At 67.0% G+C, this 15,649-nt stretch carries 14 protein-coding genes and 1 tRNA gene; 5 read left to right on the forward strand and 10 right to left on the reverse strand.

Annotation, left to right across the window (positions count from 1 at the left end):
- Positions 1 to 154 precede the first annotated feature (154 nt).
- The 3 genes from GGR61_RS15700 to GGR61_RS15710 all read right to left on the reverse strand — a co-directional run bounded on the left by GGR61_RS15700 (position 155) and on the right by GGR61_RS15710 (position 4,024).
- Positions 155 to 976: a nucleotidyltransferase domain-containing protein gene (locus tag GGR61_RS15700; protein WP_184622529.1), complete on the reverse strand. Its 822-nt coding sequence runs from the start codon at positions 974 to 976 to the stop codon at positions 155 to 157.
- 73 nt (positions 977 to 1,049) lie between these two features.
- Positions 1,050 to 2,954 carry a tRNA uridine-5-carboxymethylaminomethyl(34) synthesis enzyme MnmG gene (gene mnmG, locus GGR61_RS15705; protein WP_184622531.1) on the reverse strand — a complete coding sequence of 635 codons (1,905 nt, stop codon included), beginning with the start codon at positions 2,952 to 2,954 and terminating at the stop codon, positions 1,050 to 1,052.
- A gap of 599 nt (positions 2,955 to 3,553) precedes the next feature.
- Positions 3,554 to 4,024, reverse strand: coding sequence for a hypothetical protein (locus GGR61_RS15710; protein WP_184409573.1), 471 nt, complete (start codon positions 4,022 to 4,024; stop codon positions 3,554 to 3,556).
- A 157-nt stretch (positions 4,025 to 4,181) separates the two neighbouring features.
- On the opposite strand from GGR61_RS15710, the gene GGR61_RS15715 reads away from it, so the two are divergent.
- The 3 genes from GGR61_RS15715 to GGR61_RS15725 all read left to right on the forward strand — a co-directional run bounded on the left by GGR61_RS15715 (position 4,182) and on the right by GGR61_RS15725 (position 6,478).
- Positions 4,182 to 5,153 carry a pyridoxal-phosphate dependent enzyme gene (locus tag GGR61_RS15715; RefSeq protein ID WP_184622533.1) on the forward strand — a complete coding sequence of 324 codons (972 nt, stop codon included), beginning with the start codon at positions 4,182 to 4,184 and terminating at the stop codon, positions 5,151 to 5,153.
- Positions 5,138 to 5,761, forward strand: coding sequence for a YdcF family protein (locus GGR61_RS15720; protein WP_184409575.1), 624 nt, complete (start codon positions 5,138 to 5,140; stop codon positions 5,759 to 5,761). The genes GGR61_RS15715 and GGR61_RS15720 overlap by 16 nt, the downstream gene beginning before the upstream one ends.
- Before the next feature lie 297 nt (positions 5,762 to 6,058).
- On the forward strand, positions 6,059 to 6,478 hold the full coding sequence (locus GGR61_RS15725; protein ID WP_184622535.1) for a nuclear transport factor 2 family protein: 420 nt from the start codon (positions 6,059 to 6,061) through the stop codon (positions 6,476 to 6,478).
- A 149-nt stretch (positions 6,479 to 6,627) separates the two neighbouring features.
- On the opposite strand, the gene lpxO is transcribed toward GGR61_RS15725, so the two are convergent.
- From lpxO to bioB, 6 genes are all read right to left on the reverse strand, one after another.
- Entirely contained in the window at positions 6,628 to 7,533 is a 906-nt protein-coding gene (gene lpxO, locus GGR61_RS15730; RefSeq protein WP_184407905.1) for a lipid A hydroxylase LpxO, read from the reverse strand.
- A gap of 196 nt (positions 7,534 to 7,729) precedes the next feature.
- Positions 7,730 to 8,614: a malonyl-ACP O-methyltransferase BioC gene (gene bioC / locus GGR61_RS15735; protein ID WP_184622537.1), complete on the reverse strand. Its 885-nt coding sequence runs from the start codon at positions 8,612 to 8,614 to the stop codon at positions 7,730 to 7,732.
- Between the two features lie 384 nt (positions 8,615 to 8,998).
- On the reverse strand, positions 8,999 to 9,781 hold the full coding sequence (locus GGR61_RS15740; protein ID WP_184407903.1) for an SDR family oxidoreductase: 783 nt from the start codon (positions 9,779 to 9,781) through the stop codon (positions 8,999 to 9,001).
- 43 nt (positions 9,782 to 9,824) lie between these two features.
- Positions 9,825 to 10,586 (reverse strand): pimeloyl-ACP methyl ester esterase BioH, encoded by a 762-nt coding sequence (bioH, locus tag GGR61_RS15745; RefSeq protein WP_184622539.1) that lies wholly within the window; start codon positions 10,584 to 10,586, stop codon positions 9,825 to 9,827.
- A gap of 249 nt (positions 10,587 to 10,835) precedes the next feature.
- Positions 10,836 to 12,041 carry an 8-amino-7-oxononanoate synthase gene (gene bioF, locus GGR61_RS15750; RefSeq protein WP_184407901.1) on the reverse strand — a complete coding sequence of 402 codons (1,206 nt, stop codon included), beginning with the start codon at positions 12,039 to 12,041 and terminating at the stop codon, positions 10,836 to 10,838.
- Between the two features lie 92 nt (positions 12,042 to 12,133).
- The gene (gene bioB / locus GGR61_RS15755) at positions 12,134 to 13,168 is read right to left on the reverse strand and encodes a biotin synthase BioB (protein ID WP_184407900.1); all 1,035 of its coding nucleotides are present in this window, start codon (positions 13,166 to 13,168) and stop codon (positions 12,134 to 12,136) included.
- A gap of 49 nt (positions 13,169 to 13,217) precedes the next feature.
- Here bioB and GGR61_RS15760 point away from each other — a divergent pair, with 49 nt between their 5' ends.
- Positions 13,218 to 13,943 carry a ComF family protein gene (locus GGR61_RS15760; protein ID WP_184622541.1) on the forward strand — a complete coding sequence of 242 codons (726 nt, stop codon included), beginning with the start codon at positions 13,218 to 13,220 and terminating at the stop codon, positions 13,941 to 13,943.
- 369 nt (positions 13,944 to 14,312) lie between these two features.
- Here GGR61_RS15760 and ubiA read toward each other — a convergent pair whose 3' ends face one another.
- Positions 14,313 to 15,218, reverse strand: coding sequence for a 4-hydroxybenzoate octaprenyltransferase (gene ubiA / locus GGR61_RS15765; protein ID WP_184622543.1), 906 nt, complete (start codon positions 15,216 to 15,218; stop codon positions 14,313 to 14,315).
- A gap of 321 nt (positions 15,219 to 15,539) precedes the next feature.
- Between ubiA and GGR61_RS15770 the strand changes: the two genes are divergently transcribed.
- Positions 15,540 to 15,616 (forward strand) — tRNA-Arg (locus GGR61_RS15770).
- Positions 15,617 to 15,649 lie beyond the last annotated feature (33 nt).

Raw genomic sequence — 15,649 nt, forward strand, 5'->3', positions numbered from 1 at the left:
CCATCGCTTCAGTGCATTCGAGGGCAACGCGTGCAGATATCGGGCTAGGTGGCATGTCGGTATTTGCCCTCTGCTTGACCGGACCGATACGCCAACACCGGCAGCACTGCAGTGACTGGCGGTGGATCGCCGACCGGCAGCCCGCCGCAATGCGTCAGGGCAATGCAGCCTCGTTGGAAAGCATTTGCCGAAACAAGGTGTCCAGGGCATCCGAACGTCCGTTGCCGGCAGGCAGGTGTGGCTGCGACGTGCCCATGCGGTCGAGTTCTGCCTCCAGAAAATCGCTGATCGGTGCAATCCGAGGCCCATCTTCCACTTCTGAGGAGACGCGCTTGAGCGCCAGCAAACGATCCACCTCGTTACGCAGCTCACCCTTGGGCAACAGTTCTTCCAGCAATACTTCGAACGCCATCGGCGGCATGTCCTGCCTGCGCTCGATCCATTGGCAGGCCAGCACCGGGCGCAACACGTACAGATATTTTTTGGTGCGAACCCGTTCACCGCGCAGGTAACCGCGGTAGTTGCTCTTGGCCATGTTGAAGTAATGCCACCAGGTGCCAAGCGGCGAATAGAACTGTGTCGAGATCGCGCGCAACTGCGCGACGGCAACCGCATCCTGCCGATAGACCACCGGCGAATGCAGCCATTCCAGCAGCGTCGGATTGGACTTGGAGACCAACCGCAAGGCCTTGCGCAGGTCCCAGCCGCTGACATCCAGATCGTCGGAGATCGGCAGCTCGATGACGTCGCGCTGTGGCTCGCCGGGACCGGTGCTTTCGTTGACTGTCAGATACCAGTCGGGGCGATGGACGTAGACAAAGCGCGCGTCATAATCGCTGTCGGGCGACGAAAATCCCCAGCCGCGGCTTCCCGATTCGCATGCCAGCAGGATGCGGACATCATGCTGCCGCTCGATCTGGCCCAAGGCCGCCAGCACTGCCTCACGCTTGTCCGCTGCGATGGGATGGATGTCCATGAATTGGCTGTCCTTGTTTACGACGTTCCTGATCATAACCAGCCTGCGCACAGGCGTCCCCGCACCGCGGCGGTTATGCCACCTGGCTGCGGCGCGCGCGTTCCAGGTGCACCAGCAGCAGCGAAATCGCTGCCGGGGTCATGCCGGGAATGCGTTGCGCCTGGCCGATGTGTTGCGGACGCACGCGTTCGAGTTTTTGCTGCACTTCGATCGACAAGCCGCGCACGCTGGCGTAATCGAAGCCTTCCGGAATCGGCGTCGTTTCCTGGCGTTGCTGGCGCGCGATATCGTCGCGCTGGCGATCCAGATAACCGGCGTACTTGACGCTGATTTCCACCTGTTCGGCCACCTGCGTATCGTCCACGCCGGGCCCCAGGGTCGGCACGCGCATCAAGGTGGCGTAGTTGAGTTCCGGGCGCTTGATCAGATCCAGCACATTGGTTTCGCGGCTGAGCGACATGCCCAGCGTCTGCGCCACTTCGCGGCCCAGCGCATTGCCCGGCGTCGCCCACAGCGCCGACAGGCGTGCGGTCTCGCGTTGCACGGCCTCCTGCTTGGATGAAAATCGTGCCCAGCGCGCATCGTCTACCAGGCCCATTGCGCGGCCAACGCCGGTCAGGCGCGCATCGGCATTGTCCTCGCGCAGCTGCAGCCGGTATTCGGCGCGGCTGGTGAACATGCGATACGGCTCGGTGGTGCCGTGGGTGATCAGGTCGTCGACCAGCACGCCCAGGTAGGCCTCATCGCGTCGCGGTGACCACGCCGGCAGCACCTGCACATGGCGGGCGGCATTGAGGCCGGCCAGCAGGCCTTGCGCGGCGGCCTCTTCGTAGCCAGTGGTGCCGTTGATCTGCCCGGCGAAGAACAGCCCGCCCACCGCCTTGGTTTCCAGCGAGGCCTTGAGCCCGCGCGGGTCGAAGAAGTCGTATTCGATCGCATAGCCGGGGCGGGTGATATGCGCCTGCGCAAACCCGTGGATCGAGCGCACCAGCGCCAGCTGCACGTCGAACGGCAGCGAGGTGGAGATGCCGTTGGGATAGATCTCGGTGACCTCCAGGCCTTCGGGCTCGACGAAGATCTGGTGGCTGGTCTTGTCGGCGAAGCGCACCACCTTGTCTTCGATCGACGGGCAGTAGCGCGGGCCGATGCCTTCGATCTGCCCGGAATACAGCGGCGAGCGATGCAGCGCGCCGCGGATGATGTCGTGCGTTTCTTCGGTGGTGTGGGTGATCCAGCAGCTGACCTGGCGCGGATGGTCGCTGACCTGGCCCATGAACGACATCACCGGCAGCGGGTCGTCGCCGGGTTGCTCCTGCATCACGCCGTAGTCGAGCGTGCGCCCATCGATGCGCGGCGGGGTGCCGGTCTTGAGGCGGTCGATCGCGAACGGCCGCTCGCGCAGACGCGCTGCCAGCGTGGTGGCCGGCGGGTCGCCCATGCGCCCGGCGGCGTACTGGGTCTCGCCAACATGGATCTTGCCGGCCAGGAAGGTGCCGGCGGTCAACACCACCGAGGTCGCTTCGAAGCGCAGCCCGGTCTGGGTGATGACCCCGCGCACGCTGTCGGCTTCGGTGGCGCCGTTGTGGATGATCAGATCGTCCACCGCCGCCTGGAACACGGTCAGGTTGGGCTGTGCTTCGACGATGCGGCGGATCGCGTTGCGGTAGAGGTTGCGGTCGGCCTGGCAGCGGGTGGCGCGTACCGCCGGCCCCTTGGAGGCATTGAGCGTGCGCCACTGGATGCCGGCCAGATCGGCGGCGCCTGCCATCGCTCCGCCCAGCGCGTCGATTTCCTTGACCAGATGGCCCTTGCCGATCCCGCCGATGGCCGGGTTGCAGCTCATCGCGCCTACCGTCTCGATGTTGTGGGTCAGCAGCAAGGTGCGCGCACCGGCGCGCGCGGACGCCAGCGCCGCCTCGGTGCCGGCATGGCCGCCGCCGATCACGATGACGTCGTAGCGATAAAAAGAAGTGGACATGGGCGTGGACTGAGAAGCGGAAGGAGACGGGCAGGGCGCAGAAGTAGCGGAAGTATCGGCTGAAGGGCCGGGGAGGTCACGAAAATCGAAAAAAGAGTGATTTTCATCACATTATTGAGTAATGCCACTCAAGTTTGCGGAGTTCGTGCGGATATCCCTCATGCACCCGTCGTGGCATTGCGACATGGGCGCAAGGCTGGAATTGGAACAGGGGCCAGCCACGCGTGCGACGGGTTCGCGTAAGGGTCGGTAGTCGGGGGACTGCCGACCCTTATTTTTTTGCCTTCTTGCCACATTGGCCGAGTCCCAGCGATGCCGCCGGGCGGCATGCGCGATGCGGGCATCGCCTGGCGCACGACAATAAAATGCATAAAGCCCCGGCAGGCCGGGGCTTTATGCATTGGAGGCGCCGATATCCGACAGGGCCGGAACAGGGGGGATCCAGATTTCCCTGTCGGACATCGACATAAGTCGGTCAATGAAGCCAGTTAGGTCAAAAAATGACGTAACGGGTCACAGAGTACCTAGCTTGCGGGCAACTGCCGACCAAACGCAAGCCCCCAAACGTTTCATTTGTGGGCCGCGTCGCAGTCAGCCACTCATGGAATCTGCTCGCGCGAGGTGCGGGGCGCCGTTTGCCGCTGGATCTCCCGGATCACCCTGGGCGGTGCGCCGATGCGTGCGGGTGGCCGTGCCGGCTGTGCGCTCGCCGGTGGGCGGTCGGGCTGTTGCGGACGCGGCCCGCTCGGGCGCGAGCCATTGTTGAACGAGCCGTTGCCGCGCGGCGGCCGGTATTGCGGGCGGCGATCGTTCTGCCGGTAGTAATAGCCCCCGCCACCGCGATAGACCGGGTACACCGGATAGTCGTACAGGCCGATCGCACCGGCACCATATCCATACGGAACGCCGTAGGGACTGCCGTAGTAATACGGAGAGTAGCCGGGCGGATAGCGATACTGCACGGCAGGGGCGCCGCGGTAATAGCCGCCCGACCCGGTGCGGGTGTAGTCGTAGGTGGCGCAGCCGCTCAAGGCCAGCAGGCCGGCGGCGAAGATCAGACGCAATTTCATGGATGGTGCCCTCCTGCAACCATGATGTCACTTTTGGACCGGTGCATTGAATCGGTCCTTAACTGTGCGGCAATGTGGCGCTTTTTCATCGATCCAGCATGCGCGGCCCCTGTGCGTGTGGCCCGTGAAGAGTGGGGGATACGTTAATCTTGCAGGCATGATCAAGACGGCCCCACTTGCGTATTCCGACGTCCTGCAAGCCGCTGCGCGCATCGCGCCGCAGTGCACGCCGACACCGGTGCTGACCTCGCATCGCCTGGATGCGCTATGTGGCGCGCAATTGGTGTTCAAGGCCGAACACCTGCAGCGCAGCGGCGCCTTCAAATTCCGTGGTGCCTGCAATGCAGTGTGGTCGTTGTCCGACGAGCTTGCCGCCGGTGGGGTGGTCACGCATTCGTCCGGCAATCACGGGGCAGCGCTGGCGCTGGCTGCGCGCACCCGTGGCATTGGCTGTCATGTGGTGGTGCCCGAGGGCGCAGTGGCCGCCAAACTGGCCAATATCTCCCGCCACGGCGCCACGCTGTGGCGCTGCGCGCCCACCATCGCCGCACGCGAGCAGCTGTGCGCCGAGGTCCAGGCCAGCAGCGGGGCGAGCCTGGTGCATCCGTATACCGATCCGGCCGTGATCGCCGGGCAGGGCACCGCCACGCTGGAGCTGCTGCACCAGAGCGGCGGGCTGGACGTATTGGTGGCACCGGTCGGCGGTGGCGGGCTGGCCGCCGGCGCTGCCCTGGCGCTGCAATCGGCGCCGGGCTGCGCGCTGGTGCTGGCCGAACCCAGCGGCGCGGCCGATACCGCGCGGTCGCTGGCGGCTGGCGAGCGGCTGGTCGACTTTGTGCCCGACACCGTGTGCGATGGTCTGCGCGGCACCCTGGGTGCGCCGAACTTCGCGCTATTGCAGGCCGCCAACGCCCAGGTCATCACCGTGGACGATGCTGCGGTGGTGCAGGCGATGCGCCTGATCTGGCAGGTGCTCAAACAGGTGGTGGAGCCGTCGTCGGCAATCGCCCTGGCCGCAGTGCTGGCCGACCCGGCGCGGTTTGCCGGGCGCCGGGTAGGGGTGATCCTGTCCGGCGGCAATGTCGATCTGGACGCGCTGCCGTGGGCCAGCGCGTGGGCCAGCGCGTGAGCAGGCGCTCGCGTGGGCGCGGATTCGGCCTGTGGGGCTGGGGGTGGCGCCTGTGCATGCTGGCGATGATCTGGCTGGTAGGCGTGGCGGGCTGGATCGTCTGGATCGGCGACCGCGACCAGGCCGCACCAGCGGACGTGATCATCGTGCTGGGAGCGGCGGCCTACGACGCGCGTCCTTCGCCGGTGTTCGAGGAGCGCATCCGGCATGCGCTGGATCTATATGCGCAAGGCTATGCGCCACGGCTGCTGTTCACCGGGGGCTTCGGCGATGGCGCGCGTTTTGCCGAGTCGCAGGTGGCGCGGCGCTATGCGCTACGTCATGGCATTCCGTCCGAGGCGATCGTGATCGAGACGGTCTCGCGTACGACCCGCCAGAATCTGGAGCAGGCCCGCACGCTGATGCAGCGCCACGGCATGCATCGGGCCATCATCGTCAGCGACCCGCTGCACATGGCGCGCGCGCTGCGGCTGAGCCAGGAACTGGGCGTGGATGCGCTGGCCTCGTCCACACCCAGCACGCGCTTCCGCAGCGTCCACAGCAGCTGGCGCTTTCTGTTGCAGGAGGTCTATTTCTTCCACCGCGATCTGCTGGTGCAAGGGGCCTGACAGCGCGCTCTGGCTGGGATGCGTGCTGTGCGTTGAGAAGGCAGGCGCTGCGCCCCCGGGCCGGCTGTCCGCAAGACTGCGCGAGGTCGATTCGGCGCGCCATCGCTCGCTGCCTCATTGCCGGCACGCACTGCCGGGGTGGTGCGGGTTGCTGGTTGGCCAGACCGCGTGCGCCGCGTAGCCTGCCTCGGCGACGATCATGCCGGCGCTGCGCAGCCACGTTGGGCATGGCGGATGGCCGACGCATCCATGCCGCACGCGTTCTATGATGCGGCTTTCCCAGCGGCAGGTTCGAGCATGAGCGAGAGCAATCGGCAACGCGCCATCGGCCTGGTCCAGGCCTATTACGACGCCTTCAACCGCGGTGATTGGGACGCCATGCTGGCGTTCCTGGCCGAGGATGTGGCACACGACCTCAATCAGGGCGCGCGCGAGATCGGCCGCGCGGATTTCGCAGCCTTTCTGCAGCGCATGAACGACAGCTACCGCGAGCAGCTGCGCGACATCGCGATCACCGCCAACGACGACGGCACGCGCGTGGGTGCCGAGTACGTGGTGCACGGGGTCTACCACACCACCGACGAAGGTCTTCCCGATGCCACCGGGCAGACCTACGTGTTGCCCGGTGGTGCGTTCTTCGAGGTGCGCGAGGGCACGATCACCCGCGTCACCAACTACTACAACCTGCAGGAATGGATCGCGCAGATTTCGCGCTGAAGCAGCCGGGCCGCGCTGCGTGCCGCAGGCTCAGTGCTGACCGCTGAACGTGGTGGCGACGCCACGTTCGACGCCGGGATGCGGGAACGCGCTTGCGCGAGTAGACGTTATCGATAGCGCCTGATGGCGCCAGCGCGCGCCACGCAGGCCTACAGCCGCACGATCCCCACCACCACCAGAATGAAGATGCCCCATTTGAGCGTCTGGTACAGCGGGTTGTTGCGTTCCTTCAGCGCCTTGGCCTTCAGGCGTGCCGCGTAGAAGTAACGGAACACGCGGTTGATGCCGCCGGTCTTGTCGCCTTCCTGGTTGGGCGAGGCGCCGGCCGAGAGGAGGCTGCGGCCGACGAAGCGGTTTAGCGCCGCAGCCCAGCGCCAGCGCATCGGGCGTTCGATATCGCAGAACAGGATGATGCGGTCGTGGTCGGTGTCGTTGCGTGCATGGTGGATATAGGTCTCGTCGAACATCGTCCACTCGCCGTCGCGCCAGCTATGGCGCTGGCCGTCCACGTCGATGAAGCAGCGGTCGTCGTTGGGCGTGGCCAGCCCCAGGTGCAGGCGCATGGACCCTGCGAACGGGTCGCGGTGCGGACGCAGTTCGCTGCCCGGCGGCAACTCAGCGAACATTGCTGCCTTCACCGTCGGGATCGCATGCAGCAACGCGGTGGTCTGCGGGCACAGTTCCGAGGCCGACGGGTGCGCGGTGCCGTACCACTTCAGATAGAACCGCTTCCAGCCGCGGCGGAAAAACGAGTTGAAGCCGATATCGGTATAGCCGTCGGCAGCGCGGATCTTCTGCATCTGCTGCAGGGCGACGGCTTCATCGCGGATCAGCGACCAGTTGGCGCGCAACGGCGCCAGTTCCGGGAATTCCTTGCCGGGGTCGATGAACGGTGTGGTCGGCACCCGGGAACACAGATACATCAGCGTGTTGATCGGCGCCATGAAGGTGGAATGGTCCAGCAGCTGCCGGCTGAGCCGGTGCCGCACGCGACCGCGGTAATGGATGTACAGCGCCGATGCGATGAACAGCGCGATGATGAGCCACTTCAACATTGGGGAGGCCGATTGGGGGCAAGAGCCGCAAACTGGGAAGGCGCTGAACAGGGCGTGCCGCTATCGGGCGCAGCCATTCACTACTGAATTCTACCGGGTGTCGCCGTCCAACCTGACCGATCGGGATGGGCGGTGAGCCAAGACTCTGTGTCCCACCGAAGGCAGCTGTTCTGCGGGCGGCGATCTGTACCGCCGCTCAGTCGATGCGGCGGCGGATCGGGATCGACGCGACCGGAACGCTGGCGATGTCGTGCCCCTGTTCGCGGATGGGTGCGCCCGGTGCCGGCGCCCAGGCGTGGGCGTAGATCACTTCCCAGGAGCTGGGCAAGCTGCCGTCGGGGCGTCGCAGCGGTTCGTAAGCGGCGCTGGCGGCGGCGAAGCGGCCGCGTCCGGTCAGGGTGGCGCGGCGATTGCTGAGCGCATTGGTGGCGCCCATCGCGCGCAGTTCGCGCATCAATGCCGGCAGGTCGTTGTAGGTCAGCGTGAACAGGTCTCGGTCCAGCACCGGGTCGCGGAAGCCGGACATCAACAAGGCATCGCCGAATTGCGCGATCGGCGGAAAGCGGCTGACATGCGGCGCCGGGTCGGCCTGGGCGAAGGCTTCGCGCAATTCGATCAGCGTCTCCGGGCCGAAGGTGGAGCACAGCAACAGCCCGCCCGGCCGCAGCGCGCGGCGAAAGCCGGCGAATACCGCCGGCAGGTCTTCCACCCATTGCAGGCACAGGTTGCTGAAGATCACATCCACGCTGCCGTCGGCCACCGGCAACGCACGCGCATCGGCGCAGACCTGCGCGAACGGCTTCCACCAACCGGCGGCCTTGCGCGCCTGGCGCAGCATCGGCATGGCCTGATCCAGCGCGATCACCTGCGCCTTGGGCCAGCGCTTCTTGATCGCGCCGCTGGCATGGCCGGGGCCGGCGCCGACATCCAGCACCACCTTGGGTACCTGGTCGCCCAGGTAGTCGAGCGATTCGAGCAGGCGCGTTTCCGCTTCGCGCTGCAGCGCGGCGGCGGCGCCATAGCTGCTGGCGGCGCGCGCAAAGGCGCGCCGGACGTGTCGGGGGTCGAAGGTACTGTTCATTAGCGGCGCTATTGTCGCTGCTGCGCGCGACGGAGGGAATCGATGTGTGCGAGCGGGCCTTCGGCCAGGAGCCGCTGCGGGTGGGCGCCAGGATGCTGGCCGGGGCTGGCGGCGCGCGCGCTACCCACTGTGTCCTGCCTGGCAGGCATCAGGCAGCGTGAAAGACCATTGTGCTCATCGCAAGGCGCGGCGCGGTGACGCCCGGAATCGGCGCCTGCCTGCATGCCTGCAGCGGTGGGCACCTGTTCCGTGCCTGCCTGCCGTTCGCCGCGCGGTGTTGGCTGCGTTCGCGGCATGTGGAGCGGACGGTGAACTGCGGCGTGCGTGGCGTGCAAGCCGGCGTGGGACATGGATGTGCCACAGCCCGCCTGCGGCGATCTGATCCTAGAACGTACCCGGATAGCTGCCGCCATCGATCAGCAGGTTCTGCCCGGTGATATAGCCGGCCTGGGCGCTGCACAGGAACGCGCAGGCGGCGCCGAATTCGTCCGCCTCGCCGAAGCGCCCGGCCGGAATGCCCGCACGCTTGCGCTCGGCGACGTCTTCGGCGGTGCTGCCTTGCTGTTGCGCGATCGCCGCGAAGTTGCCGCGCAACCGGTCGGTGGCGAACTGGCCGGGCAGCAGATTGTTGATGGTGACGTTGTCGGCCACCGTGCTGCGTGCCAGCCCGGCGACGAAGCCGGTCAGCCCGGCGCGCGCGCCGTTGGACAGGCCGAGAATGTCGATCGGCGCCTTCACCGCGCTGGAGGTGATGTTGACGATGCGGCCGAAGCGCCGCGCGCGCATCGCATCGACGCTTGCGCGAATCAGTTCGATCGGCGCCAGCATGTTGGCATCCAGCGCGCGCAGCCAATCCTCGCGTTCCCATTGGCGGAAATCGCCCGGCGGCGGGCCACCGGCGTTGTTGATGAGGATATCCACCTGCGGACAGGCGGCGAGTGCGTCGGCGCGACCTTGCGGGGTGGCGATATCGGCCACCACGCTGCGCACCTCGCCCGCGCCTGGCAGTGCGCGCAATGCATCGGCGGATTGCTCCAACGCATCGCGTCCGCGCGCGACGATCACCACGTTGACGCCTTCGCTGGCCAGCGCGCGTGCGCAGCCCAATCCCAAGCCTTTGCTGGCGGCGCACACCAGTGCCCAGCGGCCGGCGATTCCCAAGTCCATGCGTGTTTCCTCGATCAGCGATGGCGCATGATCGACGATCCGTTCAAGGCACTGACGCAACGAAGCGTTGCAGCGCCTCGGCGACCTGATCGGCGTGGCCGAGAAACGGGGCGTGCCCGCCACCGGCAATGGTGAGTGCCTGCGCCTGTGGAGCTCGTGTTGCGGCAGCGTGCATGCCGGCGGCTGGCACCAGCCGATCGCGTTGCCCGGCAATCCACAGGCTGGGGCGCGCAAGCTGCGGCAGTGCGCGGCGCAGGTCGGTGCGTTCCAGCAGGCTCAAACCTTGCTGCAACGCCTCGGCGGCCGGTTCGCCGCGCGCAACCAGCGTCTCGCGCAGGCTGCGCAATTCGGCGCGGGCATGCGCCGAGCCCAGCGTGTCCAGCGCCAGAAAACGCTCCAGGGTGCCGCGATAATCGCGCGACAGGTCCTGGCCGAATTGCACGAACACCTCGCGTTCGACTGCATCGGGCCAATCATTGCCGCGCACGAAGCGCGGTGTGGCCGCGATCATCGCCAGTCCACGCACCTGCGGTTGCGTGGCCGCCGCATGCAGCGCGAACAGCCCGCCCAGCGACCAGCCGAGCCACACCGCCGGCGGGGTGGCGGCGGCGATACCGGCGACCACGTCCGGCAGTGCCAGCGGCGTGCGGTCGTCGCGGCTGAACCCGTGTCCGGGCAGATCCACCAGATGCAGTTGATGGTGCTGCGACAGCCGTTCCACCAATGGCGCAAATACGCCGCCGTGCAGCGCCCAACCGTGCAGAAGAACCAGTGCAGGCCCGTGGCCGATGACGTCGATATGCATGCGGGGATTGTCGCTGATTGGTGCGCCTGGGTGGTGCGTGCACCCGGCGTGTCTTGGGTCAACCCGCGGAGCTTGTGCGTGGCCGGTCGATCCTGGGCGCGAGCAGGTCAGCTTGCGTGCGCGCAGGCGCGTGCGGGAACACCAACGCGCCAGCCAGCGCCAGTGGCGCGCGCGCAGCGCCTGGATTGCAGCGGCCAACCCGTCGCGCCACGGGGCGCTTTCCCCGCACCTCAACGGACATCACACGCTCTAAGCCATCGCACGCACTGGTTGCCGGCTGATCGCATCGCGTGCCTGCGCGATGGCTTCGATCAATGCCTGCACCTGCTGCGGGGTATGCAGTGCGGACAAGGTCACGCGCAGGCGCGCCTTGCCTTCGGGCACGGTGGGCGGACGGATCGCGCCGACCAGGAAGCCGGCCTGTTCCAACGCGGCCGACATCGCCATCACGGTGGATTCCTCGCCGCACACCAGCGGTTGGATCGGCGTGTCCGAGGCCATCAGTTCCAGGCCATACCGGCGTGCGCCATCGCGGAAACTACCGATCGATTCGACAAGCTTTTCGCGGCGCCAATCGTCGCGACGCGCCAGCCGCACTGCCGCCAAGGTTGCGGCAACCTGTGCCGGCGGCAACGCGGTGGTGTAAATGTACGGGCGCGCGGTTTCGGCCAGGTGGCGCACCAGCGCTTCTTCGCCGACAACCACCGCGCCATACCCACCGAGCGCCTTGCCCAGGGTGACCAATTGCAGCGGCACTTCGGCAACGCCAAGTCCGGCATCGGCCACGCAGCCGCGCCCCTGCGGTCCGAGCACGCCAACGCCGTGTGCATCGTCGACGTAGAACAGCGCTTCCTGCATGCGCGCGATCAGGCTCAACGCACGCAGCGGCGCAACATCGCCATCCATGCTGAAGACGCCATCGCTGGCCAGCATCGCCGCGCCCTCGGGCGAACCCTTGAGCTGACGCATCGCCCCTTCCACATCCAGATGCGGATAGCGCCGCAACCGGCAACCGGCCAGGCGGGTGGCATCGAGCAGGCTGGCGTGATTGAGCCGGTCCTGCACGCACACATCGTTTTCTTCGCTGAGCAAGGCCTGCTGCACGGCCAGGTTGGCGATAAACCCGCTGCCGAACAGCAGCGCCGACGGATAGCCCAACCAATGCGCGATCTCGCGTTCGAGCGTTTCGTGCGCGGTATGGTGGCCGCAGATCAGGTGCGAGGCGGTGGCGCCGGCGCCATCGCGTGCGGCGGCATCCTGCAACGCGGCGACCACTTCGAACTGCTGCGACAGGCCCAGATAATCGTTGGAGCAAAAGCCGGTCAGCCAGCGCCCTTCTACTTCCAGGCGCACGCCATCGCGGCGTCCCACCAACCGCCGCACCCGTACCCGTTCCTGGGCCACACGCAACTTGCGCAGCGACGAAATCCGTTCGTGCAGATCGGGGCGAGCCATGGGGTCGGTCACAGCAGAGAGAAGAGCCGCTAGCGTAGCGTGCCGGACTCAGCGCGCCCAGCAGCTACCGACGGCCGGTGTCTGGGGTGCCGTTATGCGGCGTGCTCGCAGGCCGGCCCGCCGGTGATGTCGGCATGCACGGTGCCGGGATGGTCGTGGTCGGCGGCATCGACGGTGATCTGCATCGGGCGCAGGCCCAGGCGCTGGAACAGGGCCTGGTCGCGCTCGGTGTCCGGGTTGCCGGTGGTCAGCAGTTTCTCGCCGTAGAAGATCGAGTTGGCGCCGGCCAGGAAACACAGCGCCTGCAGTTCGTCGCTCATCGCTTCGCGGCCGGCGGACAGCCGCACCATCGAGGTGGGCATGGCGATGCGGGCGACCGCGATCATGCGCACGAATTCGAACGGGTCCAGTTGCTGGGTGCCGTGCAGCGGGGTGCCAGCGACCTGCACCAGCTGGTTGATCGGCACCGAATCCGGGTGCGCAGGCAAGGTGGCCAGGGCCAGCAGCAGGCCGACGCGCTGCTCGCGGGTTTCGCCCATGCCGACGATGCCGCCGCAGCAGGTCTTCAAGCCCACATCGCGCACGTGCTCCAGGGTGTTCAGGCGATCCTGGTACTGGCGGGTATGGATGATCGAGTCGTAGTAATCCGGCGCGGTGTCCAGATTGTGGTTGTAGTAGTCCAGCCCGGCGTCCTTGAGCGCGCGCGCCTGGCCGGCGTCGAGCATGCCCAGCGTGGCACAGGTTTCCAGGCCCATCGCCTTGACCTCGCGGATCATCGCGGCCACTTTCGGGATGTCGCGCTCCTTGGGCGAACGCCAGGCCGCGCCCATGCAGAAGCGCGAGGCGCCGGCGGCCTTGGCCTGGCGTGCCTTGGCCACGACCTCTTCGGTCTCCATCAGCTTCTGCGCGGTCACCCCGGTGTCGTAGCGCTGCGCCTGCGGGCAGTACGCGCAGTCTTCCGGGCAGCCGCCGGTCTTGACCGACAGCAGCGTGGAGACCTGCACCTGCGCTGGATCGAAATGGGCGCGGTGCACGCTGGCGGCGCGGTGCAGCAACTCCGGGAACGGCAGCTCGAACAAGGCCTGCAGCTCGTTGCGATTCCAGTCATGGCGTACGACAACAGACATCGGGGTTTCCTGACAGTCAGCGGCTTGGAAGCCAGGCAGTCTGGTGAGCATGGGAGAGGCTGTCAACTTCGATGCGGTGCGTTCGGTTTACAGGTGGCCGCGACGGGTGTTGCGGCTGCTGCTGCCGAGTGTGTGCCTGGTATGCGCGGAGGCCGGCACTGCCGATCGCGATCTGTGTGCGGCATGTCGCGCCGCCTTGCCGGATCACGGCACGGCCTGCCCGTGTTGCGCCACGCAGTTGCCAGCTTCCGACGGATTGGCTCCGTGTGGGCACTGCCTGCACCACCCGCCACCGTTGCAACAGGTGCACGCCTGTTTCACCTACCGCTGGCCGGTGGACGGCTTGCTGCGGCGTTTCAAGTTCCACCAGGATCTGGCGGCCGGGCGTCTGCTCAGCGAGTTGATGACCGAACGCTGCGCCGGCTTGCCGCGTCCACAGGCGCTGGTGCCGGTGAGCCTGCATCGGCAGCGCTTGCGCCAGCGCGGTTACGACCAGGCACTGGAACTGGCCAGGCCGTTAGGACGCGCGCTGCAACTGCCCTGCCTGCCCTTGCTGCGCCGGGTACGCGCTACCGCACCGCAATCGGAGCTGGACGCGGCCGAGCGCCAGCGCAATCTGCGCGACGCCTTCGTGGTGCAAGGCGCGGTGCCGGCGCATGTTGCCTTGGTCGATGACGTGATGACCACCGGTGCCACGCTGCATGCGGCGGCGAAGGAATTGCGTCGGGCCGGTGTGCAGCGGGTGGATGCGTGGGTGTGCGCACGCGTGCCGTAAGGCTTGGTTGCCTGCCTCGTGGGCGCGCCCGCGCCCTCATCTCACCCCTCGCCCGCGCGCGGGAGAGGCGCTACTGCATCGGTGCCTTCCCTCTCTTCTCGGGCATGTGGGAGAAGCGACACGGAGACTGTGTTTTGCTTCCCTTCTCCCGCGTGCGGGGGAAGGTGCCCGCAGGGCGGATGGGGGGAGGTGTCGCCGCCAGTTCCTCAGGGCAATTGTTCTTGCGCAGGGAGCGGGACGTGTCGCCCGTAAAGAACGATTGCGACACGTGGCGATGCCGTTGTTGCTGGCGCCAGCCGCGCAAGGGGGGAGGCGTGCAAAGCAGCGGGCGCTCGCGCAATCCCGAATCCCGCTGCCTAAATCTGTGCCCTATCGCAATGCCAGAGAGGCGGCGATGCCGACGAAGATCGCCAGGCCCACCCAGTTGTTGTGCAGGAAGGCACGGAAGCAGGGGCCGCGCTCGCGATGGCGGGCGATGTGGAATTCGTAGGCCACCAGCAGCGCCGCAACGCCCAGTCCCGCCCAGTACGCAGTGCTCAGGCCCGCGCGCATGCCCACCGCTGCCAACGCCGCAAACATCAGCGCGTACAGCGCCGCCTGCGCGATCAGGTCGAACTTGCCGAACAGAATGGCGGTGGATTTGCTGCCCATGCGGATATCGTCGTCGCGGTCGACCATCGCATACCAGGTGTCGTACGCGGTGGCCCACAGGATGTTGGCCGCATACAGCAGCCAGCCCAGCAGCGGAACGCTGCCGTGCACCGCAGCGAACGCCATCGGGATGCCCCAGCCGAAGGCCATGCCCAGATACACCTGGGGCAGATGGGTGTGGCGCTTGAGATAGGGGTAGCTGGCAGCCAAGAACACGCCCGGCACGCTTAGCGCCACGGTCAGCCAATTGAGCGTAAGCACCAGCGCGAACGCCACCAGCATCAGCACCACGAACACCCACAGCGCCTCGCGCCCGGACACCGCGCCGGTGGCCAGCGGGCGCGACTTGGTGCGCTCGACATGCGGGTCCAGCCAGCGGTCGGCATAGTCGTTGATCACGCAGCCGGCCGAGCGGGTCAGCCAGACCCCGGCGGTAAACACGCACAGCGTCCACACCGGCGGCATGCCGTCAGCGGCCAGCCACAACGCCCACCACGTGGGCCACAGCAACAACAGGCTGCCGATCGGGCGATCGCCACGGACCAATTTCCAGTACTGGCCCAGTCGCTGCGGCCAGGTCAGCGCGGGCGCTGCCGGCAGCTGTTCAACACCATGCTTGCTCATGGCGCAAAGGGTAGCAGCGCGGCTTGGTGGCGGTCATGCCGGTTGGGAGAGCTGTAGTGCGCCGCGTGGCTGCACGTGGCCTCAGGACGCGTGTGCTGCAGCGCGGCCATTTGCTCACCGGAGCGATGCATGGCCCGGGCGATGCACGCAAGACGGCGCTCGATCGATGGCAGCCTGACGCGGCACGCTCCGCTGGCCGCTGTTAGCCCAGGCGCCGGGCTGGGGCACGCTGTTGCCTCCTCGCAGCGGTCGGACATGGCCCACGTCGCCGGCAGGCCATCTCACGCGCGCGGCAGCGGTTCTGGCATAATGCGCGGCCAGGCGCTCGTAGCTCAGCCGGATAGAGTAGTGGCTTCCGAAGCCATTGGTCGGGGGTTCGAATCCCTCCGGGCGCACCAGATGCAAACGTTCGGCCCGCTGCAGTGTCACTG

It is taken from the genome of Xanthomonas sp. 3058 (assembly GCF_014199765.1).
Classification (GTDB): Bacteria; Pseudomonadota; Gammaproteobacteria; order Xanthomonadales; family Xanthomonadaceae; genus Xanthomonas; species Xanthomonas campestris_B.

Coding starts and splice junctions, on each gene's coding strand:
- mnmG (WP_184622531.1), bottom strand. CDS start 2,954: ATGTCCACTTCTTTTTATCGCTACGACGTCATCGTGATCGGCGGCGGC.
- bioB (WP_184407900.1), bottom strand. CDS start 13,168: ATGTCTGTTGTCGTACGCCATGACTGGAATCGCAACGAGCTGCAGGCC.
- GGR61_RS15700 (WP_184622529.1), bottom strand. CDS start 976: ATGGACATCCATCCCATCGCAGCGGACAAGCGTGAGGCAGTGCTGGCG.
- GGR61_RS15725 (WP_184622535.1), top strand. CDS start 6,059: ATGAGCGAGAGCAATCGGCAACGCGCCATCGGCCTGGTCCAGGCCTAT.
- ubiA (WP_184622543.1), bottom strand. CDS start 15,218: ATGAGCAAGCATGGTGTTGAACAGCTGCCGGCAGCGCCCGCGCTGACC.
- GGR61_RS15715 (WP_184622533.1), top strand. CDS start 4,182: ATGATCAAGACGGCCCCACTTGCGTATTCCGACGTCCTGCAAGCCGCT.
- bioH (WP_184622539.1), bottom strand. CDS start 10,586: ATGCATATCGACGTCATCGGCCACGGGCCTGCACTGGTTCTTCTGCAC.
- bioF (WP_184407901.1), bottom strand. CDS start 12,041: ATGGCTCGCCCCGATCTGCACGAACGGATTTCGTCGCTGCGCAAGTTG.
- GGR61_RS15710 (WP_184409573.1), bottom strand. CDS start 4,024: ATGAAATTGCGTCTGATCTTCGCCGCCGGCCTGCTGGCCTTGAGCGGC.
- bioC (WP_184622537.1), bottom strand. CDS start 8,614: ATGAACAGTACCTTCGACCCCCGACACGTCCGGCGCGCCTTTGCGCGC.
- GGR61_RS15760 (WP_184622541.1), top strand. CDS start 13,218: ATGGGAGAGGCTGTCAACTTCGATGCGGTGCGTTCGGTTTACAGGTGG.
- lpxO (WP_184407905.1), bottom strand. CDS start 7,533: ATGTTGAAGTGGCTCATCATCGCGCTGTTCATCGCATCGGCGCTGTAC.
- GGR61_RS15740 (WP_184407903.1), bottom strand. CDS start 9,781: ATGGACTTGGGAATCGCCGGCCGCTGGGCACTGGTGTGCGCCGCCAGC.